The sequence below is a fragment of the Pseudomonas sp. IPO3749 genome (genome assembly GCF_013386605.1).
GTDB lineage: Bacteria > Pseudomonadota > Gammaproteobacteria > Pseudomonadales > Pseudomonadaceae > Aquipseudomonas > Aquipseudomonas azotoformans_A.
In genome coordinates this window covers 99,889-123,939 of record NZ_JACARN010000040.1, presented here as the reverse complement: position 1 = coordinate 123,939, position 24,051 = coordinate 99,889, and the positions used below count along the sequence as shown (strand labels likewise).

Here is a 24,051-nt window from a genome sequence, read left to right as displayed (position 1 = left end):
GTCATGCTGAAATAAAAAAGGCCAACGCTAAGCGTTGGCCTTTTTAGTTTGGCAGGCTTACCGGGATCAGAAGTCCAGGTTGGAAACCGCCAGGGCATTGCTTTCGATGAAGTCACGACGAGGCTCAACCGCATCACCCATCAGGGTGTTGAAGATCTGGTCCGCGCCAATGGCGTCTTCGATGGTCACGCGCAGCATCCGACGCTGGGCTGGGTCCATGGTGGTTTCCCACAGCTGATCCGGGTTCATTTCACCCAGACCTTTGTATCGCTGGATGGTGTGGCGCTTGGTGCTTTCCGCCATCAGCCAGTCGAGGGCTTCCTTGAATTCCTTGACCTGCTTCTTGCGTTCGCCACGCTGAATATAAGCGCCGTCGTCCAACAGGGTGCTCAATTGAGCGCCCAAGGTAACCACGGTCTTGTAGTCATTGCTGCCGAAGAAGTCGCGGTTGAAGGTGACGTAGTTCGACAGGCCGTGGGAGATCAGTTCGACCTCTGGCAGCCACACGTTACGTTCACGGTCTTCACGCAGGCTGGCTTTGTACACCAAGCCAGACTTCTCGACGGTACGCAGGCGCACTTCGTACTGAGCCAGCCAATCCTGCATCGCTGCATGATCACCCAACTGTTCCAGGCTGACGGCCGGCAGGTAGATGAAGTGCTCGGTCAGTTCCTGAGGGTACAGGCGCGACAGACGCTTGAGGGTCTTCATCACCATGCGGAAGTCGTTTACCAGACGCTCCAACGACTCACCGGAAATGCCCGGTGCTTCGTCGTTCAAGTGCAAGCTGGCATCTTCAAGGGCCGACTGCGTCATGTACTCTTCCATGGCGTCGTCGTCTTTGATGTATTGCTCTTGCTTGCCCTTTTTCACTTTGTACAACGGCGGCTGAGCGATGTAGATGTAGCCACGCTCGATCAGCTCCGGCAACTGACGGAAGAAGAAGGTCAGCAGCAGAGTACGAATGTGCGAACCGTCGACGTCAGCATCGGTCATGATGATGATGTTGTGGTAGCGCAGCTTGTCGATGTTGTACTCGTCGCGGCCAATACCGCAGCCCAACGCCGTGATCAAGGTGCCGACTTCCTGGGAGGAAATCATCTTGTCGAAGCGGGCCTTCTCGACGTTGAGGATCTTACCCTTCAACGGCAGGATGGCCTGGGTGCGACGGTTACGACCCTGCTTGGCGGAACCGCCAGCAGAGTCACCTTCCACCAGATACAGTTCGGAGAGGGCAGGGTCCTTCTCCTGGCAGTCAGCCAGTTTGCCTGGCAAGCCGGCGATATCCAGCGCGCCTTTACGGCGCGTCATCTCACGGGCTTTACGCGCGGCTTCACGGGCACGGGCGGCGTCGATCATCTTGCCGACGACCAGCTTGGCTTCGTTCGGGTTCTCCAGCAGGAAGTCGGAGAAGTACTTGCCCATCTCCTGTTCCACGGCGGTCTTCACTTCGGAAGACACCAGCTTGTCTTTGGTCTGGGAGCTGAACTTAGGATCCGGTACTTTTACCGAGATAATTGCGGTCAGGCCTTCACGCGCATCGTCACCGGTGGTGGCAACTTTGTGCTTCTTGGCCAAGCCTTCGGCCTCGATGTAGGTGTTCAGGTTACGCGTCAGTGCGGAACGGAAACCCACCAAGTGAGTACCGCCGTCGCGCTGAGGAATGTTGTTGGTGAAGCACAACAGATTCTCGTTGAAGCTGTCGTTCCACTGCAGGGCGATTTCCACGCCGATGCCGTCTTCACGCTGGATGTTGAAGTGGAACACCTGGTTGACCGCAGTCTTGTTGGTGTTCAGGTATTCAACGAACGCACGCAGGCCGCCTTCGTACTTGAACAGCTCTTCCTTGCCGCTGCGCTCGTCCTTGAGGACGATACCGACACCGGAGTTGAGGAAGGACAGTTCGCGAATCCGCTTGGCCAGGATGTCCCAGCTGAAGTGGATATTCTTGAAGGTTTCAGCCGATGGCTTGAAGTGGATCTGCGTACCGGTGGTTTCGCTGTCACCGACGATTTTCATCGGTTCTTGTGGAACACCGTGGACGTAGGTCTGCTCCCAAATCTTGCCGCTGCGGCGAACTGTCAGGATCAGCTCTTCGGAAAGTGCGTTCACCACAGACACGCCTACACCGTGCAAACCACCGGAGACTTTGTAGGAGTTGTCATCGAACTTACCGCCGGCGTGGAGCACGGTCATGATGACCTCTGCCGCCGAAACGCCTTCTTCTTTGTGTACGTCTACCGGAATGCCGCGACCGTTGTCGCGCACGGTGATGGACTCATCCGGGTGGATGATGATGCTGATGTCGTCGCAGTGACCGGCCAGAGCTTCGTCGATGGAGTTGTCGACCACCTCGAACACCATGTGGTGCAGACCGCTACCGTCATCAGTGTCGCCAATGTACATACCGGGACGTTTGCGTACGGCATCCAAACCTTTCAGCACTTTAATGCTGGTCGAGTCGTACGTGTTTTCTTCGCTCATGCCTTCACTCCCGATGGTCGTGGGTCTGGGTGATACGGCCTTGTTCCACGTGGAACAAAGCGACTGGCGTTTCCGTCTGCCAGCCCTCCCTCAATAATTCGTGGTCTACACAGGTGATAAACACCTGGCAGCGTAATTCTTCCAACAAGCGGCATAGCGCGCGGCGGTGTTGCTCGTCGAGTTCCGACGGCAAGTCATCCACCAGATAAATACATTGTCCGCGTCGGGCCTGGCTAACCAGGTGGCCCTGGGCGATACGCAGCGCACACACCACCAACTTCTGCTGACCACGGGACAAGATGTCCGCGGCATTATGAGCGCCTAATCTAAGACGCAAATCAGCCCGTTGGGGTCCGGCCTGGGTATGGCCAATTTGCTGATCCCGCTGCAAGGATGTCGCGAGCACTACACTCAGCTCACGTTCTTTATCCCAACCACGGTAATAACTCAGCGTCAGCCCCTCGAGATCCAACAACTCACTCAAGGTCTGCTCAAAGACTGGTTTCAAGGCTTTGATATAGGCACGGCGGTATTCATCAATTTCGTCGCTGGCCAGGCACAGTTCCCGGTCCCAGGCCGCTTGCGAAGCGGCGTCAAGTGTACCATGCCGCAGCCATGAGTTCCGCTGCCGCAGGGCCTTCTGCAGGCGCTGCCAAGTGGCCATGAAACGCGGTTCCACGTGGAACACTCCCCAATCGAGGAACTGCCTGCGGATTTTTGGTGCACCTTCCAACAGACGGAAACTGTCGGGGTTGATCAATTGCAGCGGCAGGATCTCTGCCAACTGCGCAGCACTGCGCGCGTTTTGCCCGTCAATGCGAATCTGGAACTCTCCGCCGCGATCACGGGATATCCCCAGGCTGCTGTGCCCACCTTCAGCGAGTTCGACCTGGCCAAACACGGTGCACGCCAATTGCTCGTACTGAATCACCGGTAACAAGCGAGCGCTGCGAAAGGAACGAGCGAGCCCCAGCAGATGAATGGCTTCCAGCACGCTGGTTTTGCCACTGCCGTTGGCGCCGTGGAGGATATTGATGCGGGGAGAGGGGGAGAAGGTCACCGGGTGCAGATTGCGCACCGCGGTGACCGAGACGCGACTGAGGGACATCTAGCTTCTGCTGAGCATGATTACAGGCGCATCGGCATGACAACATACGCCGAGTCGTCGTTATCGGATTCCTGTACCAGGGCGCTGCTGTTGGAGTCCGACAGAATCAGGCGAACCTGTTCGGTGGTCATCACACCCAGTACATCCAACAGGTAGCTCACGTTGAAGCCGATTTCCAGGGAGCCGCCGTTGTAGTCGACGCCCACTTCTTCTTCCGCTTCTTCCTGCTCCGGGTTGTTCGCCTGGATTTTCAGCTGACCATTGGCCAGTTGCAGACGAATGCCACGGTACTTCTCGTTGGACAGAATCGCGGTACGGCTGAACGCTTCACGCAACGCCTGACGATCACCCAATACCAGCTTGTCGCCACCTTTAGGCAGCACGCGCTCGTAATCCGGGAACTTGCCGTCAACCAGCTTGGAGGTGAAGGTGAACTCGCCGGTGGTCGCACGTATATGGTGTTGACCCAACACGATGCTGACGTTGCCTTCCGGCTCGGTGAGCAGACGCGCCAATTCAAGGATACCTTTGCGCGGTACGATCACCTGGTGACGGTCCGGCTGACCGATATCGGCGCGCATCGAGCACATGGCCAGACGGTGGCCGTCGGTAGCCACGGCGCGGATGATGCCTTCCGACACCTCCAGCAGCATGCCGTTGAGGTAGTAACGCACGTCCTGCTGAGCCATGGCGAAGCTGGTGCGCTCGATCAAACGACGCAGTTTGCTCTGCTCCAGACTGCAAGTCAGCGAGCCAGGGCCTTCTTCCACTGTCGGGAAATCATTGGCCGGCAAAGTGGACAAGGTAAAGCGGCTGCGACCGGCCTTGACCACCAACTTCGCGTCATCAACCTTGATGTCGATCAGCGCGTCGTTCGGCAGGCTTTTGCAGATGTCCATCAGCTTGCGCGCCGGGACGGTGATCTCGCCGGGTTCGGCGGGCTCTTCCAGCTGCACACGACCGACCAGCTCGACTTCCAGGTCAGTACCGGTCAAGGACAATTGCTGGCCTTCGACTACCAGCAATACGTTGGAAAGCACCGGCAAGGTCTGTCGGCGCTCGACGACGCCTGCGACCAGTTGCAGGGGTTTCAACAGGGCTTCGCGTTGAATGGTGAAATGCATGGTCTAGTCCCTTGCCTTAATAAGCTGCGCTGGTGTCATCAAGTGGTCAGTGTACGCAGCAGGTTCTTATAGTCCTCGCGAATATCCGCGTCGGATTCCTTAAGTTCATTGATCTTGCGGCACGCATGCAAGACCGTGGTGTGGTCGCGTCCGCCAAACACATCACCGATTTCCGGCAGGCTGTGGTTGGTCAGCTCCTTGGAGAGCGCCATGGCCACCTGACGGGGACGTGCCACCGAGCGCGACCGGCGCTTGGACAGCAGGTCGGAAATCTTGATCTTGTAGTACTCGGCAACGGTGCGCTGGATGTTATCCACACTCACCAGTTTGTCCTGCAGTGCCAACAAGTCCTTCAAGGATTCACGAATCAACTCGATGGTGATGTCGCGGCCCATAAAGTGAGAGTGCGCGATGACCCGCTTGAGCGCGCCTTCCAACTCTCGCACGTTGGAGCGGATGCGTTGAGCGATGAAGAACGCCGCATCGTGGGGCAGGTCGACTTTGGCCTGGTCGGCCTTTTTCATCAGGATCGCAACGCGGGTTTCCAGCTCCGGCGGCTCTACCGCAACGGTCAGGCCCCAGCCGAAGCGAGATTTCAGACGTTCTTCCAGGCCTTCGATTTCTTTCGGGTAACGGTCACTGGTCAAGATGACTTGTTGGCCACCTTCGAGCAGGGCGTTAAAGGTGTGGAAGAACTCTTCCTGGGAACGCTCTTTGCGGGCAAAGAATTGAATGTCATCGATCAGCAACGCATCAACCGAGCGGTAGAACCGCTTGAACTCGTTGATGGCATTGAGCTGCAAGGCCTTGACCATGTCAGCCACGAAGCGCTCCGAGTGCAGGTACACGACCTTGGCATTCGGGTTCTTCTTTAATAGGTGGTTACCCACAGCGTGCATCAAGTGGGTCTTACCCAAGCCAACACCGCCATAAAGGAAGAGCGGGTTGTAACCGTGCTTGGGGTTGTCAGCAACCTGCCAGGCCGCTGCGCGAGCCAGTTGGTTGGATTTACCTTCGACGAAGTTCTCGAAGGTGAAGGTGCGGTTCAGGTAGCTGGTGTGCTTGAGCGCGCCTTCGACCTGCACGGTGCGCTGTTCGGCGCGGATCGGGGCCTGTTGGGAGGCAGCGCCTGCCATCGGGTCAAAGCTGTCGCGGGACGGCTCTTCATTCTCTGCTGCATTTTTTTGCGCAGAGGATTTGGAGGGCGCAGGTGCAGGCGTCGGCGCGCTGACAGCAGGTGCTGCTGCCGCCTGGGCTTGCGACGCAGCCGCGGCCAATGGCGCATTCGGCGCAGCGCGAGGCGCCGAGCTACGTTTGCTGCCTATTAATAAGGAGAGAACAGGCGCGAGGCCGTTGCCATGTTCATCGAGCAATTCGAGAACGCGGCTCAGGTACTTCTCGTTGACCCAGTCGAGAACAAAACGATTGGGCGCGTAGACACGCAACTCGTCGCCTTCGGCTTCGACCTGTAGCGGACGGATCCAGGTGTTGAATTGCTGGGCAGGCAGCTCTTCGCGCAAAAGCTCCACGCACTGCTGCCAAAGTTCCACTGACACGGATATCCCCTAAGTTGAAAGCCGGTGAGGCAAAAACAGCCGCCATTGTAGCGGCGAGCCGCCCACTTATCCACATGTAGGTTGATCACAGGCCAGCCAAAATCAACGTCTTAACGGTAAAAAAGGCGACCAATGGTCTGTGCATAAGCTCTGTGGATAAACGCCCCTGAGCTCGTTGCACAAGTGGGGTCGAAAGTCTGTGGGTAACTGGCCTGTGGATAACAACCCATTCCACCCACAGCTTATCCGACAGCGCAGCACAGGCAGAACACCGTTTCTCCCCCGTGTTGTCATTCTCTGTACATCACGTGGAATATGGCCTAAAGGCAGTTATCCACAGATGATTGGCTGCCTAGCTTTTATAAGCTTTACAGAAAAGCTTTAAATAACTTCCTTCTTTATTTTTATATCTATGCGCTGACCTGAGAAAGCCGAGCGGACAGAAAAGGCAGATGGGCGGTAGATATCTAATTAAAGGAAAAGCTGGTTGGAAATTGACCTAGAGGCTTGCTTTCTCTAGAATCGCCGGTCTCTTAAAACGGGGGCCATTCCGGCCCGTTGTGGACGAACCAGGTAACAACGCCATGAAACGTACTTTCCAACCAAGCACCATCAAACGCGCCCGTACCCACGGCTTCCGTGCTCGCATGGCCACCAAGAACGGCCGTGCTGTCCTGTCGCGTCGCCGCGCCAAAGGTCGTGCGCGTCTGGCAGTTTGATAATCCGGTACTGGTGGTGAGTCAGGACTTCAGTCGGGAAAAGCGTCTGCTAACCCCCCGGCATTTCAAGGCAGTCTTTGACTCCCCCACCGGCAAGGTTCCGGGGAAAAATCTCCTGCTCCTTGCGCGTAACAACGATCTTGATCACCCCCGTCTCGGGTTGGTGATCGGCAAGAAGAGCGTAAAGCTCTCCGTTGAGCGCAATCGCCTCAAGCGTCTGATGCGCGAATCGTTTCGCCTCCACCAGGACACTCTGGTTGGTTGGGATATTGTTATCGTCGCGCGCAAAGGCTTGGGTGATGTAGAAAACCCCGAATTGATTCAGCATTTCGGCAAGCTCTGGAAACGTCTGGCGCGTACCAACAAACCAGCTCCAGTAGCCAACACCGAAACTGTAGGGGTAGACAGTACCGATGCGTAAACTGGCCCTCGTTCCGATCCAGTTTTATCGCTATGCCATTAGTCCTCTGATGGCCAACCACTGTCGTTTCTACCCCAGTTGTTCCTGCTACGCGTTAGAGGCCATAGAAAATCATGGTCTTCTGCGCGGTGGCTGGCTGACCTTTCGTCGTTTAGGTCGCTGTCATCCGTGGAATCCCGGTGGTTATGACCCGGTTCCGCCTATCCCTACCTCCCGTTCTTCTTCGATGGCCGAGTAATCATGGATATTAAACGCACGATCCTGATCGTCGCCCTGGCAATCGTGTCCTACGTCATGGTTCTTAACTGGAACCAGGACTACGGCCAGGCTGCCCTGCCGACTCAGAATGTTGCTACCAATCAGGCTGCGCCGGCTATTCCGGACACCCCGCTGGGTAACAATGCGTCCGCGAGTGCCGATGTTCCCAGCGCGAATGGCGAGACAAGCGCCCCTTTAGAAACGCCAGTGGTCACCAATAAAGACCTCATCCACGTCAAAACGGATGTGCTCGACCTGGCTATCGATCCACAAGGTGGTGATATCGCGCAGTTGAAACTGCCGCTGTATCCACGTCGCCAAGACCATCCGGATGTTCCGTTCCAACTGTTCGATAACGGTGGTGAACGTACTTATCTGGCGCAAAGTGGCCTGACCGGCACCAACGGTCCGGATGCGCGTGCTACCGGTCGTCCGGTTTATTCGACCGAACAGAAGACTTATCAACTGGCTGATGGCCAGAACCAGTTGAACGTTGACCTGAAATTCAGCCTCGACGGCGTCAACTACATCAAGCGTTTCAGCTTTACCCGTGGTCTGTACGACTTGAAGGTCACTTACCTGATCGACAACGAAAGCGACAAACCATGGAGCGGCAACCTGTTTGCCCAACTCAAGCGTGACGCCAGTTCCGATCCTTCTTCCAGCACTGCTACCGGCACCGCGACTTACCTGGGCGCTGCCCTGTGGACAAGTAGCGAACCGTACAAAAAAGTGTCGATGAAAGATATCGACAAGGGCTCGCTGAAAGAAACCGTCCAAGGTGGCTGGGTTGCGTGGCTGCAACACTACTTTGTGACCGCCTGGATCCCGAGCAAGGGTGACGCGAACCTGGTTCAAACCCGCAAGGACAGCCAAGGTAACTACATCATTGGCTTCACTGGCCCGGCGTTGACCGTCGCACCAGGTGCCAAGGCTGAAACCAGCGCCACCCTGTACGCTGGTCCGAAAAGCCAGGCTGTGCTGAAAGAGTTGTCCCCAGGTCTGGAACTGACTGTGGATTACGGCTTCCTGTGGTTCATCGCCCAGCCGATTTTCTGGTTGCTGCAACATATCCACAGCATTGTGGGTAACTGGGGCTTCTCGATCATCTTCCTGACCATGCTGATCAAGGGGATCTTCTTCCCACTGTCGGCAGCCAGCTACAAGTCGATGGCACGCATGCGCGCCGTGGCCCCGAAACTGGCAGCGCTGAAAGAACAACATGGCGATGACCGGCAGAAAATGTCGCAGGCCATGATGGAGCTGTACAAGAAAGAGAAGATCAACCCGCTGGGTGGTTGCTTGCCGATTCTGGTACAGATGCCGGTATTCCTGTCGCTGTACTGGGTACTCCTGGAAAGCGTGGAAATGCGCCAGGCACCGTTCATGCTGTGGATAACTGACCTGTCGATCAAAGACCCGTTCTTCATCCTGCCGATCATCATGGGCGCGACCATGTTCATCCAGCAGCGTTTGAACCCGACTCCGCCGGATCCGATGCAGGCCAAGGTGATGAAAATGATGCCAATCATCTTCACCTTCTTCTTCCTGTGGTTCCCAGCGGGCCTGGTGCTGTACTGGGTGGTCAACAACGTGTTGTCGATCTCTCAACAGTGGTACATCACACGTAAAATCGAAGCGGCTACCGCAAAAGCCTCTGCGTAATTTACTCTGTGGATAACCACTCAAGACGCCCCCTAGTGGGGCGTTTTGCTTTCCGTCACTTTAGTTCTGGAACCTGCTGATGAGCGCTCCTCGTGAAACCATCGCTGCTGTCGCTACCGCTCAAGGTCGCGGCGGTGTCGGTATCGTTCGTATCTCCGGACCGCTCGCCGGTAAGGCGGCCGAGGCTATCAGCGGCCGCGAGTTGAAGCCGCGATATGCCCATTACGGGGCATTCCTCGATGCCGACAAAAGTGTGTTGGATGAGGGGCTGGCGATTTACTTCCCGGGACCAAACTCATTCACCGGCGAAGATGTCCTGGAATTGCAGGGGCATGGCGGCCCGGTTGTGCTGGATATGTTGTTGCAGCGCTGCCTGCAATTGGGCTGCCGCTTGGCTCGCCCAGGAGAGTTCAGTGAACGCGCCTTCCTGAACGACAAACTCGACCTGGCCCAGGCCGAAGCCATCGCTGACTTGATCGAAGCCAGTTCTGCACAGGCGGCACGCAATGCACTGCGCTCCCTGCAGGGCGCGTTTTCCACGCGTGTGCATAACTTGACCGAGCAGTTGATCAGCCTGCGTATCTACGTAGAGGCGGCGATTGATTTCCCGGAGGAAGAAATCGACTTTCTCGCCGATGGCCTTGTCTTGACGATGCTGGATAAAGTCCGCGATGAGTTATCCACAGTACTGCGTGAAGCCGGGCAGGGCGCTTTGTTGCGCGATGGCATGACCGTGGTGATTGCCGGTCGGCCCAATGCCGGCAAATCCAGCCTGCTCAACGCGCTGGCTGGGCGTGAAGCGGCGATCGTCACCGAGATTGCTGGCACGACGCGGGATATCTTGCGTGAACATATCCACATCGACGGCATGCCCCTGCACGTGGTCGACACCGCTGGCTTGCGCGATACCGATGACCAGGTGGAAAAGATTGGCGTAGAGCGAGCGCTCAAAGCCATCAGTGAAGCGGATCGGGTGCTGTTGGTGGTGGATGCCACCGCGCCTGAGGCTGTGGATCCTTTTGCACTGTGGCCGGAATTCCTTGAGCAACGGCCAGACCCGGCCAAAGTCACCTTGATCCGTAACAAGGCCGACCTGACCGGTGAAGCCATTGCCATGGAAACCAGCGCGGATGGCCATGTCACCATCAGCCTGAGCGCGAAAGCGGCAGGGGATGGCCTGGAGCTGCTACGCGAGCACCTCAAGGCCTGCATGGGCTACGAGCAGACCTCGGAAAGCAGCTTCAGCGCACGCCGCAGGCATCTGGAGGCGTTGCGCCATGCGAGCGCAGCGTTAGAACACGGCCGGGCGCAGTTGACCTTGGCAGGCGCAGGGGAGCTGCTGGCTGAGGATTTACGTCAGGCACAGCAACTGTTGGGTGAGATCACCGGTGCATTCAGCTCCGATGATTTGCTGGGACGGATTTTTTCCAGCTTCTGTATCGGTAAATAACCGAGTTATCCACAGCGCCTTACCAGTTGTAAGACACCGTACCGAGCAAGGTACGGCTGTCACCCCAATAGCAGCGGCCCGCATCGTTGCATCCAGAAACATATTCCTTGTCGAACAGGTTCTTGGCGTTCACGTCCACGGACCAGTGTTTGTCGATCTGATAGCCAATGGCTGCATCCACCAAGGTGACGCTGCCGGCGTCCAACTTCCCGTAGAGCGTGGGTGCGGTGTAGGAAAAGGTACTGTCGAAGTAACGCACACCGCCGCCCAGGGACAAACCTTTGAGTTGGCCATCGAGGAAACGGTACTTGCCCCACACCGACGCCTGGTTGCGCGGAACCCCCGTCATCTGACGCCCCTCGACCAGCGATGTTGCTGAATCCTTGGTAATCCGCGCATCAGTGTAGGTATAGGCTGCCGTCACATTCAGGTTGGGCGTGAGATTGCTGTTCACCTCGACTTCCGCACCTTTGGCCCGGCTTTCGCCCACCTGGCGGTAACTATTGGTGGTGGCGTCGAGGTAGGTATCGTCTTGCTTGCGCAAGTCATACACCGACACGGTCATCGCCGTATCCCAGCCGATCGGCTCGTACTTCACGCCCAGTTCGTACTGGCTGCTGGTGATTGGCTTCAGCGGTGATCCGGCGTTGGAGATCTGCTGCACAGGGACAAACGCAGTGGAATAGCTCACATACGGTGTCAGGCCGTTGTCGAACTGGTACATCACCCCGCCCTGGTAGGTGAACTTACGGTCTTGCGATCCCGTATTGCTGGCTTTGTTCACCTTGTCACGGAAATCACTGTCGACCCAATCCTGACGACCGCCGAGCAAAAACAACCAGTGGTCATATTTGCTCTGGACCTGTGCATAAACGCCTTTCATCTGCTGTTCGAGCAATGTGTTCTGCACCGCCACCGGGGTCAACGGATCCCGCAGGTACACCGGGTTATACACATTGATGGTGCCGGCAAACCCGGCGTCCCAATCCTGATTGAATGAGGTGCGGTCATAGCTGGCGCCGAACAGCACGGTGCTTTCCAGCCCACCGACCTGGAATTTTCCTTCCAGCTGGTTATCCAGGGAATAAACCATCGACTTGTTGTAGCGATCGTAGGCGGTCATGTTCAGTTGAGTGCCGAAGCCGCGGTTGTTCAGCGCACCGGGCCAGGTTTCATGACGGTTGATGCGCGACTGCATGTAGCGTGAGTTCTGCCGGAATTGCCAATCGTCGTTAAAACTGTGGCTAAATTCATAGCCGGTGCTCCAGGCTTCGCGCTCGAACGTATTCCAGTCCGGATCTCCGAGCATGGTGTGTTTGGACAACTTGCCATTGGGGTTTGTAAGCAAGGTGCCAGCGGCTGGCAGGCCGAGTTCCAGGTTGGTGTGATCCTTCTGGTAATTGGCCAACAAGGTAAGGCTGTTGTAATCGTCGAAGTTCAGGGTCAGGGATGGCGCGATGTAGAGGCGATCGTCCGGGACATGATCGGTCTGTGTGTCGGACTTGCGACCGAGCATCACTACCCGACCAAGAATAGTGTCGCTGTCGTTGAGCGGACCCGAGATATCCACACCCACTTGGCGTCGGTTGTTCGAGCCATAGCCCAACTGCACCTCGCCCTGTGGCGTGGCCGTGGGGTGTTTACTGACCAGGTTCACCAAGCCCCCAGGAGCATTTTCGCCGTAGAGCAGGGAGGAAGGACCCCGGAAGATTTCAACCCGCTCCAGGCCATAAGGCTCGCTGGTCGTGTCGTACCTATTACCTTGAACGCGTAGGCCATCACGCAGCAGGCCGTAGCCGTAATCCGTTGCGTTGAAACCGCGAATGAAGAACAGGTCACCCGCCAGACCATCGCCGGCGGCGAAGGGCGGCGCGAAGATACCTGGCACGTAGCCAAGGACCTCAGTCAGGCTCTGGGATTTCTGGTCCTTGATGCGCTGGCCGGTGACGATCGACACCGAACGGGGCGTTTCCGACAGAGGTGTGCTGGTCTTGGTGCCGATCCGGCTGTTTTGTGCCTTGTAGCCCACGTCCCCAGCAATCTCTTGATTGAAACCAGCCTGTTGATAAGTACTGACAGTGGTCGGCGCAAGTGTGAGTTCGCCAGCCGGAACAGCCTGTAAGACATAGCTGCCGGGGGCCTGAACGACCGCCTGTAACCCTGAGTTTTGCAGCAACAATGCAAAACCTTGGTCCACCGAATAGTTACCCTCCAGCCCCGACGTATTCAAGCGCGCGGTCTGCTGGGGCGAAAAAGACAGGATCACGTTCGCCCTGGCCGCAAATTGGCTTAAGGCATTGTCGAGAGGACCGGCGCCAATGGCGTAGTGTTGCACCGCGCTGGCGGCCATGACGCCTGTGGATAGCAAGACACCGGCGACGGCAGCCGTGCTGAGCAGCAGGTTGCAGGTCATGCCATGGAGGGAAAGTCGCTGGCGGAACTGGATGGGGAGGCGCATAAGTGGGTTAGCCCTGAAGGTTGCATCGTGATTACCTGTAGGGCCGATCCAGGCAAAAAAAAGATAACCCCCTTGTGGATAATTTCTTCGGTCAACTGCTTCGCTTCACCGAAACCCAATATCGCGTTAAATACCTCACCTGAATCGGCAAGGTGGCTTGCAGGTTGGCCAGTACCGCGTCGGTAGCGTCCAGACGGAACGTCCCGGAAACACGCAGTCGAGCGCAGGCCTGATCACATTGCAGGACACCCGGTCTATAGCGTGAAAGTTCGTCGATCACCTCCCCCAGTCGAGCATCCAACACGATCAACTGGCCGTCGACCCAGGCAGCCTGGGACCTTCGATAGTCGTGGTTCGGTCCTACGTTCTGACGATCAAAGTCGACGCATTCACCTGCACTGAGCAATCGCAGATGATCGGGCTGATCACCGGGCGACACCCTTACCCGGTCCTCCAGCACCCCGACACGCGTGGTGTCTGGCAATTGGCGTACGGTAAACCGGGTCCCCAGTGCCTGGATCCGGCCTTGGCGGGTGTCGACATAAAAGGGGGGCTGCCCGTCCGACTTACCCGTGTGGATAAGTACTTCACCTTCGCGAAGTCGGATCAAACGCCGGCGCCCGTCGAAGACCACGTCAATCGCCGTGCGGGTATTGAGGTGGATCCGCGTGCCGTCGGCCAACTCGATACGCCGGCGTTCGCCTACAGATGTGCGGTAGTCGGCGCCTACATTGCTGTATTGCTGAACATTCCAACCCAGATAACCCGTACTGCCCAATACGAGCACCCACTTCAATACCTGGCGACGTTGTTGAGTAGCCGACAAGGCGCGCAGGGTGAGGTCTTGGGGCAGGGCGCCAAGGCTGCGCTGCAACTGTTCCATCTGGTTCCACGCGACCTGATGGGAGGGATCGCCGTTGAGCCACTGTTGCCAGGCCAAGCGTTCCGCAGCCGTAGGTGGCTGGGATTGAAACTGCACATACCAACTGGCGGCGGCTTCGAAGGTCTTGCGATCAGGCGTCGCCATTACAGGCTGGCCATGATCAGCGAACACTCGGTCAACGCTCGGATCATGTGCTTCTTCACTGTAGTCAGTGACACCTGCAATTGGTCGGCGATCTGTTGATAAGTCAGTCCCTCAATCTGCGACAGCAAGAAGATCCGCCGCGCTCGCTCGCCGAGTCCGCACAAGGCTTTATCCACTGCCACCAGGGTTTCGATGATGATGGCTTTATCTTCTTCACTGATAGCTGTGGCTTCAGGCCGTTCGGCCAAGGTTTGCTTGTAAGCCTGCTCAATGGCGTGCCGACGGTAGCGATCAATCACCAGGCCCCGCGCGATAGTCGCCAAATAGTCCCGTGGTTCAAGGATCTGCGCCGCATGACGTCCGCCCAAGATGCGCACAAACGTATCGTGAGCTACGTCGGCCGCATCGCAGGCGTTATGCAACTTACCTTTGAGCCACCCATGCAACCAGGAATGGTGTTGCTCATAAATGTGCTGGACTGCGGACGTGTGCGAAGGAGGGGACATAGGGCATGACAAGGCGGGTTAATGATAATCGCTATTATTAACTGCGCTGCCGTTTTCTCACAATAGCTCTCTTTTTGCAGTGCTCATCGCCGAGTCGGACGATTCTGCGGGCTTGGCCGTAGGCGAAATACACACCAAGTGACCGATTTCTGTGGATTAAGCCCTGTGAATAACCGCCTCTGTGCCCAGTTGATAACAGGGCCTGAAACCTGAGTAAAAACCCACCTGTGGATAAGCACCTGTTTAATCCACAGGCTTAAAGCACTTATCCAAGCCCCTCATTGGTACATGACCACAGACTTTTGAATCTCTGTACACAACGTAATTAAAGGCCTGTAGAGATCTATCCACAGAAAGGTAGCTGCATAGAAATAAACATAAAAACAAAGATTTAATAAATTTCTCTCTTTTAATTTCTATTGTCTGTGATTCATCCACAGCTGGTTAAATTTTGTGCAAAGGGTTCTTTAGGAAGGGCTAAGTCCCTATACTTGCAGCCATTGCTCCAAAACCCTTTCAACAGACAATTCCTGATTACCTACATAAGCAGGCACGAGGTGCGTGGTGGATTTCCCTTCCCGTTTTGAAGTGATCGTCATCGGCGGCGGTCATGCCGGTACCGAGGCAGCACTGGCGTCAGCACGCATGGGCGTAAAAACCCTGTTGCTCACGCACAACGTGGAGACCCTCGGTGCAATGAGTTGCAACCCCGCTATTGGTGGGATCGGCAAAAGCCATCTGGTCAAGGAAATCGATGCCCTTGGCGGCGTGATGGCCATGGCTACCGATAAGGGTGGTATTCAATTTCGCGTGCTCAACAGCCGCAAAGGCCCAGCCGTACGGGCTACCCGGGCTCAAGCCGACCGTATCCTGTACAAGGCGGCCGTGCGCGAAACCCTGGAAAACCAACCGAACCTGTGGATATTTCAACAAGCCGCAGATGACCTGATCGTCGAACAAGACCAGGTACGCGGTGTTGTCACGCAAATGGGCCTGCGTTTCTTCGCAGAATCCGTGGTGTTGACCACCGGGACTTTCCTTGGCGGACTTATCCACATCGGTATGCAGAACTATTCCGGTGGTCGCGCCGGCGATCCGCCGTCGATTGCCCTGGCAAAACGCCTGCGTGAATTGCCGCTGCGTGTTGGCCGCCTGAAAACCGGGACCCCGCCGCGTATCGACGGGCGTTCTGTGGATTTCTCGGTGATGACCGAACAGGCCGGCGACACGCCGATTCCGGTCATGTCGTTCATGGGCTCCAAAGAACAGCACCCGAAACAGGTGAGCTGCTGGATCACCCACACCAATGCCCGCACCCACGAAATCATTGCCGCGAACCTCGACCGTTCGCCGATGTACTCCGGGGTGATCGAAGGGATCGGCCCGCGTTATTGCCCATCGATCGAAGACAAGATCCACCGCTTTGCCGACAAGGAAAGCCACCAGGTCTTCATCGAGCCCGAAGGCTTGACCACCCATGAGCTGTACCCGAACGGGATTTCCACTTCCCTGCCGTTCGACGTGCAAATCCAGATCGTGCAATCGATCCGTGGCATGGAAAACGCACACATCGTGCGTCCGGGCTACGCCATCGAATACGACTACTTCGACCCGCGCGACCTGAAGTACAGCCTGGAAACCAAAGTGATTGGCGGTCTGTTCTTCGCCGGCCAAATCAACGGCACCACCGGTTACGAAGAAGCCGGTGCCCAAGGTTTGCTGGCCGGAACCAACGCCGCACTGCGTGCACAAGGCAAAGACAGCTGGTGCCCGCGTCGCGACGAAGCGTATATCGGCGTACTGGTCGATGACCTGATTACCCTGGGCACCCAGGAACCGTACCGGATGTTCACTTCCCGGGCGGAATACCGTTTGATCCTGCGCGAAGACAACGCCGACCTGCGCCTGACCGAAAAGGGTCGCGAACTCGGCCTGGTCGATGATGTGCGTTGGGAAGCCTTCTGCAAAAAACGCGAAAGCATTGCGTTGGAAGAACAGCGTCTGAAAAGCACCTGGGTTCGTCCTGGCACCGAACAAGGCGACGCGATCGCTGAAAAATTCGGCACGCCGCTGACCCACGAATACAACTTGCTCAACCTGCTGTCGCGTCCGGAAATCGACTACGCTGGTCTGGTCGAAGTGACCGGCCAGGGCGCAGAAGATCCACAGGTCGCCGAGCAGGTTGAAATCAAGACCAAATACGCCGGATACATTGACCGTCAACAGGACGAGATCGCTCGCCTGCGCGCCAGTGAAGACACCAAGCTGCCTGCGGATATCGACTACACCGGGATTTCCGGGCTGTCGAAAGAAATCCAAAGCAAGCTGTGGATAACTCGTCCCGAGACATTGGGCCAGGCTTCACGTATCCCCGGCGTCACTCCGGCAGCCATTTCGCTGTTGATGATTCATTTGAAAAAACGCGGCGCGGGCCGTCAGTTGGAGCAAAGCGCTTGAGTTCGTTGGTCACCTCGCAACACGCAGAAGAGTTATCCACAGGTGCACGTCAGTTGGGCGTCGACCTGACCGAAACCCAGCATGAGTTGCTGTTGGGGTATTTGGCGTTGTTGATCAAATGGAACAAGGCTTACAACCTGACCGCGGTGCGTGATCCCGACGAAATGGTGTCCCGTCACTTGCTCGACAGCTTGAGCGTGATGCCCTTCATCGAAAACGGCCGCTGGTTGGACGTGGGCAGTGGCGGCGGTATGCCTGGCATTCCGTTGGCCATCCTGTTTCCCGAATCCCAAGTGACCTGCCTGGACAGCAATGGCAAGAAAACCCGCTTCCTGACCCAGGTCAAACTCGAACTCAAGTTGGATAACCTGCACGTTATCCACAGTCGCGTCGAAGCCTTCACGCCTGAACAGCCTTTCAACGGAATTGTTTCCAGGGCCTTCAGCAGCATGGAGAACTTCAGCAACTGGACCCGCCACCTCGGCGACCGCGATACGCGCTGGCTGGCAATGAAGGGCGTCCATCCAAGCGATGAGCTGTTAGCATTGCCGGCAGACTTCCACCTCGATAGCGAACACGCCTTGGCCGTACCCGGTTGCCAAGGCCAACGCCATCTGCTGATACTGCGCCGCACGGCATGATTGGGAACACAAGCAAGAATGGCTAAGGTATTCGCGATAGCGAACCAGAAAGGTGGCGTGGGCAAAACCACCACCTGCATCAACCTCGCAGCATCCCTGGTCGCCACCAAGCGCCGGGTGCTGTTGATCGATCTCGATCCACAGGGCAACGCCACCATGGGTAGCGGTGTGGATAAACACGGCCTGGAAAACTCGGTCTACGACTTGCTGATTGGCGAGTGTGACCTGGCCCAGGCCATGCACTACTCCGAACACGGTGGTTATCAACTGCTGCCGGCCAACCGCGATTTGACAGCGGCGGAAGTGGTGCTGCTGGAAATGCAGATGAAGGAAAGCCGTCTGCGTAGCGCCTTGGCGCCGATCCGCGAGAATTACGACTACATTTTGATCGACTGCCCGCCGTCACTGTCGATGCTCACGCTGAACGCGTTGGTGGCAGCTGATGGGGTGATTATCCCCATGCAGTGCGAGTACTACGCACTGGAAGGCTTGAGCGACCTTGTGGATAACATCAAGCGTATCGCTGAGTTGCTCAACCCGAACCTGAAGATCGAAGGCTTGCTGCGGACCATGTTCGATCCGCGCCTGAGCCTGATGAACGATGTGTCGGCGCAGCTCAAGGAACATTTCGGTGATCAGCTTTACGACACGGTGATCCCGCGCAATATCCGTCTGGCCGAAGCGCCAAGCTACGGCATGCCCGCGCTGGCGTACGACAAGTCCTCGCGTGGCGCCATTGCCTACCTGGCCCTGGCCGGCGAGATGGTTCGCCGCCAACGCCGCAACTCACGCACCGCTGCAGCCCTGCCAACTTAAGGAATCCCCATGGCCGTCAAGAAACGAGGTCTCGGACGTGGACTGGATGCACTGTTGAGTGGTCCGACCGTCACATCGCTTGAGGAACAAGCGGTGCAGGCCGACGAGCGCGAGTTGCAACACCTGCCGCTGGACCTGATCCAGCGCGGCAAATACCAGCCACGCCGGGACATGGACCCCCAGGCACTGGAAGAACTGGCCAATTCGATCAAGGCCCAGGGCGTGATGCAGCCGATCGTGGTGCGCCCGATTGGCGGCGGACGCTTTGAAATCATCGCCGGTGAGCGGCGCTGGCGCGCCAGTCAGCAGGCCGGCAAGGAAACCATCCCGGCGATGGTGCGCGATGTACCGGATGAAACCGCCATCGCCATGGCGTTGATCGAGAACATCCAGCGCGAAGACCTAAACCCGATCGAAGAAGCGATCGCGTTGCAGCGTTTGCAACAGGAATTCCAGCTGACCCAGCAACAAGTGGCCGAGGCGGTGGGTAAATCCCGCGTGACCGTGTCCAACTTGCTGCGCCTGATTGCGCTGCCGGAAGTCATCAAGACCATGTTGTCCCATGGCGACCTGGAGATGGGGCACGCCCGTGCTTTGCTCGGTTTGCCGGAAAATCAACAGGTTGAAGGGGCGCGACACGTTGTCGCACGGGGGCTCACCGTTCGCCAGACCGAGGCCTTGGTTCGCCAGTGGCTCAGCGGCAAACCTGCACCGGTCGAAACGACCAAACCTGATCCGGATATTGCCCGTCTCGAGCAGCGCCTGGCCGAGCGCCTGGGCTCTGCGGTGCAAATTCGCCACGGCAAGAAAGGTAAAGGGCAATTGGTCATCGGTTATAACTCGCTTGATGAGCTCCAGGGCGTCCTTGCCCACATCCGCTGAAACATTTGCTTATGTAGCGTGTGATCGGAAATCACTACCCGACAGTTGAATAGGGGCAGAACCGCCCCTATACTCTGCGCGCATTTTGTCGGCACAAATTATGCCAAGTTATTGATTTCCGGCAGCCGACCATTGAGGAGCAAGAGTGATGGAAACCCGCACGCCAAACACGTTGCCGTTCCATCGCTTGGCCGTTTTTCCGGTTTTATTGGCTCAATTTGTCATTTTGCTGATCGCCGCATTGGCGCTTTGGTATTGGCATGGAGTCGTTGCCGGATATTCAGGACTCTGCGGAGGCCTGATAGCCTTGCTGCCCAATATGTATTTTGCTCACAGGGCCTTTCGGTTTTCCGGCGCCCGAGCAGCCCAGGCTATCGTCCGGTCATTTTATGCCGGCGAGGCAGGGAAACTGATTTTGACGGCAGTGCTGTTTGCACTGACCTTTGCAGGTGTGAAGCCATTGGCGCCGCTGGCTGTATTCGGCGTCTTCGTGTTGACCCAACTGGTCAGCTGGTTCGCTCCCCTGCTAATGAAAACAAGACTTTCGAAACCTTAGGGCGTTTGAGGCAACCATGGCAGAAACAACCGCTTCGGGCTATATCCAGCACCACTTGCAGAACCTGACCTTCGGTCAGCTTCCTAATGGCGGCTGGGGCTTTGCCCACTCCGCAGCAGAGGCCAAAGAAATGGGCTTCTGGGCTTTCCACCTGGACACTCTGGGCTGGTCGGTCGCATTGGGTCTGATCTTCGTCTTCATTTTCCGCATGGCGGCAAAAAAGGCGACTTCCGGTCAACCAGGTGCTTTGCAGAACTTCGTTGAAGTACTGGTCGAATTCGTCGATGGCAGCGTGAAAGACAGCTTCCATGGCCGTAGCCCGGTGATCGCACCGCTGGCACTGACCATCTTCGTCTGGGTGTTCCTGATGAACGCCGTCGACCTGATCCCGGTTGACTGGATTCCTCAGCTGGCCATGGCGATCAGCGGCGACCCGCACATCCCATTCCGTGCCGTATCGACCACTGACCCGAACGCAACCCTGGGCATGGCCCTGTCGGTCTTCGCGTTGATCATTTTCTACAGCATCAAGATCAAGGGCATCGGCGGCTTCATCGGCGAACTGACCCTGCACCCGTTCGGCAGCAAGAACATCTTCGTTCAAGCCCTGCTGATCCCGGTGAACTTCCTGCTGGAATTCGTGACCCTGATCGCCAAGCCGATTTCCCTGGCTCTGCGACTGTTCGGCAACATGTATGCCGGCGAGCTGGTGTTCATTCTGATCGCTGTGATGTTCGGCAGCGGCCTGCTCTGGCTTAGCGGCCTGGGCATTGTTCTGCAGTGGGCGTGGGCTGTGTTCCACATCCTGATCATCACCCTGCAGGCCTTCATCTTCATGATGCTGACCATCGTCTACCTGTCGATGGCGCACGAAGAGAACCATTAAGACCAGTCTCGACTAGTCTGATGTCCTTCCCGGTCAAACGGGAAGGTAGGCCCTACCGGGCTATGAAACGATTTGTTTTACCGCTTTAAAATCTAAAAAACCTAAACCATACGACGTAAAAGTCGGGAGGAAAGATGGAAACTGTAGTTGGTCTAACCGCTATCGCTGTTGCACTGTTGATCGGCCTGGGCGCCCTGGGTACTGCCATTGGTTTCGGCCTGCTGGGCGGCAAGTTCCTGGAAGGCGCAGCGCGTCAGCCAGAAATGGTTCCAATGCTGCAAGTTAAAATGTTCATCGTCGCCGGCCTGCTCGACGCCGTGACCATGATCGGTGTTGGTATCGCTCTGTTCTTCACCTTCGCGAACCCTTTCGTTGGTCAACTCGCCGGTTAATCACTCGTCTTTTCGAGTGATTGGTGTGTTGTGCAACGAATGAGCGAGGTATTGGCGTGAACATTAATGCAACCATTATTGGTCAGTCCTTAGCGTTCTTGATTTTTGTCGTTTTCTGCATGAAGTTCGTATGGCCTCCGGTCATCGCAGCTCTGCACGAACGTCAGAAGAAGATCGCGGATGGGCTGGACGCTGCAGCACGAGCAGCTCGCGACCTGGAGTTGGCCCAAGATAAAGCGGGTCAGCAACTGCGCGAAGCGAAAGCTCAAGCAGCCGAAATCATTGAGCAAGCCAAGAAACGCGGTAACCAGATCGTTGAAGAGGCTGTTGAAAAAGCCCGTATCGACGCTGACCGTGTGAAGGTTCAGGCTCAGGCCGAGATCGAGCAGGAACTGAACGGTGTCAAAGATGCGCTGCGTGCCCAACTGGGTGCTCTGGCCGTCGGCGGTGCTGAGAAGATCCTGGGTGCCACAATCGATCAAAACGCGCACGCGGAGCTGGTAAACAAACTGGCTGCTGAAATTTAAGCGAGGGCGATCATGGCAGAATTGACCACGTTGGCCCGACCTTACGCTAAGGCAGCCTTCGAGCACGCCCAGGCCCACCAGCAGCTGGCCTCTTGGTCAGCCATGCTCGGCCTGGCTGCAGCAGTGTCGCAAGACGACACCATGCAGCGCGTGCTCAAGGCCCCGCGACTGACGAGCGCAGACAAGGCCGCCACTTTTATTGAAGTGTGCGGCGACAAGTTCGATGTGAAGGTACAGAACTTCATCCACGTCGTTGCCGAAAACGACCGTCTCCTGCTTCTGCCGGAGATTGCCGCTCTGTTCGACCTGTACAAGGCCGAGCAAGAGAAGTCGGTAGACGTTGAAGTGACCAGTGCTTTTGCATTGAACCAAGAACAGCAAGACAAACTCGCCAAGGTTCTCAGTGCACGACTCGACCGGGAAGTGCGCCTGCAAGTTGCGGAAGACAAGTCCCTCATTGGGGGCATTGTCATTCGCGCCGGCGACCTGGTTATCGATGGCTCGATTCGCGGCAAACTCGCGAATCTTGCCGAAGCATTGAAATCTTGAGTTTGAAGGGGCAGCAGAGCAATGCAGCAACTCAATCCTTCCGAAATAAGTGAAATTATCAAGGGCCGCATCGACAAGCTCGATGTGACCTCCCAAGCCCGTAACGAAGGCACTGTCGTCAGCGTATCTGACGGTATCGTGCGGATTCACGGTCTGGCCGACGTAATGTCCGGCGAGATGATCGAGTTTCCGGGCGGCGTCTTCGGTATGGCCCTCAACCTGGAGCAGGACTCCGTAGGTGCCGTAATCCTGGGCGCTTACCAGTCTCTGGCTGAAGGCATGAGCGCCAAGTGCACCGGCCGCATCCTGGAGGTTCCGGTTGGTAAGGAACTGCTGGGTCGCGTAGTCGACGCACTGGGTAACCCTGTTGACGGCAAAGGTCCACTGGGCAACACCGAGACCGACGCGGTCGAGAAAGTTGCTCCAGGCGTGATCTGGCGTAAGTCGGTAGACCAGCCTGTACAGACTGGCTACAAGGCTGTCGATGCCATGATCCCTGTCGGCCGTGGCCAGCGTGAGCTGATCATCGGTGACCGTCAGATCGGTAAAACCGCTCTGGCGATCGACGCGATCATCAACCAGAAAGACAGCGGCATTTTCTGCGTCTACGTAGCCATTGGTCAGAAGCAATCGACCATCGCCAACGTGGTTCGCAAGCTGGAAGAGAACGGCGCACTGAAAAACACGATCATCGTGGCTGCCAGTGCTTCGGAATCGCCTGCACTGCAATACCTGGCACCGTATGCCGGTTGCACCATGGGTGAATTCTTCCGCGACCGCGGTGAAGACGCGCTGATCGTTTATGACGATCTGTCCAAGCAAGCAGTGGCTTACCGCCAGATTTCCCTGCTGCTGCGCCGTCCACCAGGCCGTGAAGCTTACCCAGGCGACGTGTTCTATCTCCACTCCCGTCTGCTGGAGCGCGCATCCCGCGTTTCGGAAGAGTACGTAGAGAAGTTCACCAACGGCGCAGTGACCGGCAAAACCGGTTCCCTGACCGCACTGCCGATCATCGAAACCCAGGCTGGCGACGTTTCCGCGTTCGTTCCGACCAACGTGATTTCCATCACCGACGGTCAGATCTTCCTGGAATCGGCCATGTTCAACTCAGGGATTCGCCCTGCAGTGAACGCCGGTGTTTCGGTATCCCGTGTGGGTGGTGCCGCTCAGACCAAGATCATCAAGAAGCTCTCCGGTGGTATCCGTACCGCTCTGGCTCAGTACCGTGAACTGGCGGCATTCGCCCAGTTCGCTTCTGACCTGGACGAAGCGACCCGTAAGCAACTTGAGCATGGTCAGCGCGTTACCGAGCTGATGAAGCAGAAGCAATACGCCCCAATGTCGATCGCTGACATGGCGTTGTCGCTGTATGCCGCTGAGCGTGGGTTCCTGACTGACGTCGAAATCGCCAAGGTCGGCAGCTTTGAACAAGCGCTGATTGCTTACTTCAACCGCGATCACGCCGACTTGTTGGCCAAGATCAACGTGAAGGGTGACTTCAATGACGAAATCGACGCTGGCCTCAAAGCCGGTATCGAGAAGTTCAAGGCCACCCAAACCTGGTAAGCC

Annotated in this window: 22 protein-coding genes; 15 read left to right on the top strand and 7 right to left on the bottom strand. The window is 56.9% G+C overall.

Translation table 11 applies throughout. The features are described 5' to 3' along the window. Positions 1 to 66: 66 nt before the first annotated feature. The 4 genes from gyrB to dnaA are packed head-to-tail and all read right to left on the bottom strand — an operon-like array spanning position 67 to position 6,272. Positions 67 to 2,484, bottom strand: coding sequence for a DNA topoisomerase (ATP-hydrolyzing) subunit B (gyrB, locus tag HX812_RS16845; protein ID WP_017528682.1), 2,418 nt, complete (start codon positions 2,482 to 2,484; stop codon positions 67 to 69). A gap of 4 nt (positions 2,485 to 2,488) precedes the next feature. Further along, positions 2,489 to 3,592 carry a DNA replication/repair protein RecF gene (recF, locus tag HX812_RS16840; RefSeq protein ID WP_038845367.1) on the bottom strand — a complete coding sequence of 368 codons (1,104 nt, stop codon included), beginning with the start codon at positions 3,590 to 3,592 and terminating at the stop codon, positions 2,489 to 2,491. 20 nt (positions 3,593 to 3,612) lie between these two features. Then, entirely contained in the window at positions 3,613 to 4,716 is a 1,104-nt protein-coding gene (gene dnaN, locus HX812_RS16835; protein WP_016970682.1) for a DNA polymerase III subunit beta, read from the bottom strand. A gap of 38 nt (positions 4,717 to 4,754) precedes the next feature. Beyond that, positions 4,755 to 6,272: a chromosomal replication initiator protein DnaA gene (gene dnaA / locus HX812_RS16830; protein ID WP_038845370.1), complete on the bottom strand. Its 1,518-nt coding sequence runs from the start codon at positions 6,270 to 6,272 to the stop codon at positions 4,755 to 4,757. A 584-nt stretch (positions 6,273 to 6,856) separates the two neighbouring features. Between dnaA and rpmH the strand changes: the two genes are divergently transcribed. The 5 genes from rpmH (at position 6,857) to mnmE (ending at position 10,785) form a co-directional block, all read left to right on the top strand. Then, positions 6,857 to 6,991: a 50S ribosomal protein L34 gene (gene rpmH / locus HX812_RS16825; protein WP_003213577.1), complete on the top strand. Its 135-nt coding sequence runs from the start codon at positions 6,857 to 6,859 to the stop codon at positions 6,989 to 6,991. A gap of 16 nt (positions 6,992 to 7,007) precedes the next feature. Then, positions 7,008 to 7,412, top strand: coding sequence for a ribonuclease P protein component (gene rnpA / locus HX812_RS16820; RefSeq protein ID WP_016978720.1), 405 nt, complete (start codon positions 7,008 to 7,010; stop codon positions 7,410 to 7,412). After that, complete coding sequence (gene yidD, locus HX812_RS16815; RefSeq protein WP_003213574.1) at positions 7,405 to 7,650, top strand: membrane protein insertion efficiency factor YidD; 246 nt, start codon at positions 7,405 to 7,407, stop codon at positions 7,648 to 7,650. Before rnpA ends, yidD begins: the two co-directional genes overlap by 8 nt. Before the next feature lie 2 nt (positions 7,651 to 7,652). Further along, entirely contained in the window at positions 7,653 to 9,335 is a 1,683-nt protein-coding gene (gene yidC, locus HX812_RS16810; protein WP_038845378.1) for a membrane protein insertase YidC, read from the top strand. A gap of 79 nt (positions 9,336 to 9,414) precedes the next feature. Further along, entirely contained in the window at positions 9,415 to 10,785 is a 1,371-nt protein-coding gene (gene mnmE, locus HX812_RS16805; protein WP_038845381.1) for a tRNA uridine-5-carboxymethylaminomethyl(34) synthesis GTPase MnmE, read from the top strand. A 19-nt stretch (positions 10,786 to 10,804) separates the two neighbouring features. On the opposite strand, the gene HX812_RS16800 is transcribed toward mnmE, so the two are convergent. The 3 genes from HX812_RS16800 to HX812_RS16790 all read right to left on the bottom strand — a co-directional run bounded on the left by HX812_RS16800 (position 10,805) and on the right by HX812_RS16790 (position 14,776). Further along, positions 10,805 to 13,198 carry a TonB-dependent siderophore receptor gene (locus HX812_RS16800; RefSeq protein WP_371318399.1) on the bottom strand — a complete coding sequence of 798 codons (2,394 nt, stop codon included), beginning with the start codon at positions 13,196 to 13,198 and terminating at the stop codon, positions 10,805 to 10,807. Positions 13,199 to 13,334: 136 nt separating this feature from the next. Beyond that, positions 13,335 to 14,270 carry a FecR domain-containing protein gene (locus HX812_RS16795; RefSeq protein WP_038845384.1) on the bottom strand — a complete coding sequence of 312 codons (936 nt, stop codon included), beginning with the start codon at positions 14,268 to 14,270 and terminating at the stop codon, positions 13,335 to 13,337. Next, entirely contained in the window at positions 14,270 to 14,776 is a 507-nt protein-coding gene (locus HX812_RS16790; RefSeq protein ID WP_038845386.1) for a sigma-70 family RNA polymerase sigma factor, read from the bottom strand. The genes HX812_RS16795 and HX812_RS16790 overlap by 1 nt, the downstream gene beginning before the upstream one ends. A 564-nt stretch (positions 14,777 to 15,340) precedes the next feature. On the opposite strand from HX812_RS16790, the gene mnmG reads away from it, so the two are divergent. The 10 genes from mnmG (at position 15,341) to atpA (ending at position 24,048) form a co-directional block, all read left to right on the top strand. Beyond that, positions 15,341 to 17,233, top strand: coding sequence for a tRNA uridine-5-carboxymethylaminomethyl(34) synthesis enzyme MnmG (mnmG, locus tag HX812_RS16785; RefSeq protein ID WP_038845540.1), 1,893 nt, complete (start codon positions 15,341 to 15,343; stop codon positions 17,231 to 17,233). After that, the gene (gene rsmG / locus HX812_RS16780) at positions 17,230 to 17,874 is read left to right on the top strand and encodes a 16S rRNA (guanine(527)-N(7))-methyltransferase RsmG (protein ID WP_033900490.1); all 645 of its coding nucleotides are present in this window, start codon (positions 17,230 to 17,232) and stop codon (positions 17,872 to 17,874) included. The genes mnmG and rsmG overlap by 4 nt, the downstream gene beginning before the upstream one ends. A gap of 18 nt (positions 17,875 to 17,892) precedes the next feature. Next, positions 17,893 to 18,690: a ParA family protein gene (locus HX812_RS16775; protein WP_038845389.1), complete on the top strand. Its 798-nt coding sequence runs from the start codon at positions 17,893 to 17,895 to the stop codon at positions 18,688 to 18,690. A gap of 9 nt (positions 18,691 to 18,699) precedes the next feature. Then, on the top strand, positions 18,700 to 19,572 hold the full coding sequence (locus HX812_RS16770) for a ParB/RepB/Spo0J family partition protein (RefSeq protein ID WP_038845392.1): 873 nt from the start codon (positions 18,700 to 18,702) through the stop codon (positions 19,570 to 19,572). Between the two features lie 148 nt (positions 19,573 to 19,720). Next, a complete protein-coding gene (locus HX812_RS16765; protein WP_010565865.1) occupies positions 19,721 to 20,128 on the top strand; it encodes a F0F1 ATP synthase subunit I in 408 nt (135 codons plus the stop codon). Positions 20,129 to 20,144: 16 nt separating this feature from the next. Continuing rightward, entirely contained in the window at positions 20,145 to 21,014 is an 870-nt protein-coding gene (gene atpB, locus HX812_RS16760; RefSeq protein WP_016978714.1) for a F0F1 ATP synthase subunit A, read from the top strand. 134 nt (positions 21,015 to 21,148) lie between these two features. Next, positions 21,149 to 21,406, top strand: a complete 258-nt coding sequence (gene atpE, locus HX812_RS16755; protein ID WP_002555987.1) for a F0F1 ATP synthase subunit C — start codon at positions 21,149 to 21,151, stop codon at positions 21,404 to 21,406. A 56-nt stretch (positions 21,407 to 21,462) separates the two neighbouring features. Next, positions 21,463 to 21,933 carry a F0F1 ATP synthase subunit B gene (locus HX812_RS16750; protein WP_008439543.1) on the top strand — a complete coding sequence of 157 codons (471 nt, stop codon included), beginning with the start codon at positions 21,463 to 21,465 and terminating at the stop codon, positions 21,931 to 21,933. Between the two features lie 12 nt (positions 21,934 to 21,945). Continuing rightward, positions 21,946 to 22,482, top strand: coding sequence for a F0F1 ATP synthase subunit delta (locus tag HX812_RS16745; RefSeq protein ID WP_010207689.1), 537 nt, complete (start codon positions 21,946 to 21,948; stop codon positions 22,480 to 22,482). A gap of 21 nt (positions 22,483 to 22,503) precedes the next feature. Next, positions 22,504 to 24,048 carry a F0F1 ATP synthase subunit alpha gene (atpA, locus tag HX812_RS16740; RefSeq protein ID WP_010207686.1) on the top strand — a complete coding sequence of 515 codons (1,545 nt, stop codon included), beginning with the start codon at positions 22,504 to 22,506 and terminating at the stop codon, positions 24,046 to 24,048. Positions 24,049 to 24,051 lie beyond the last annotated feature (3 nt).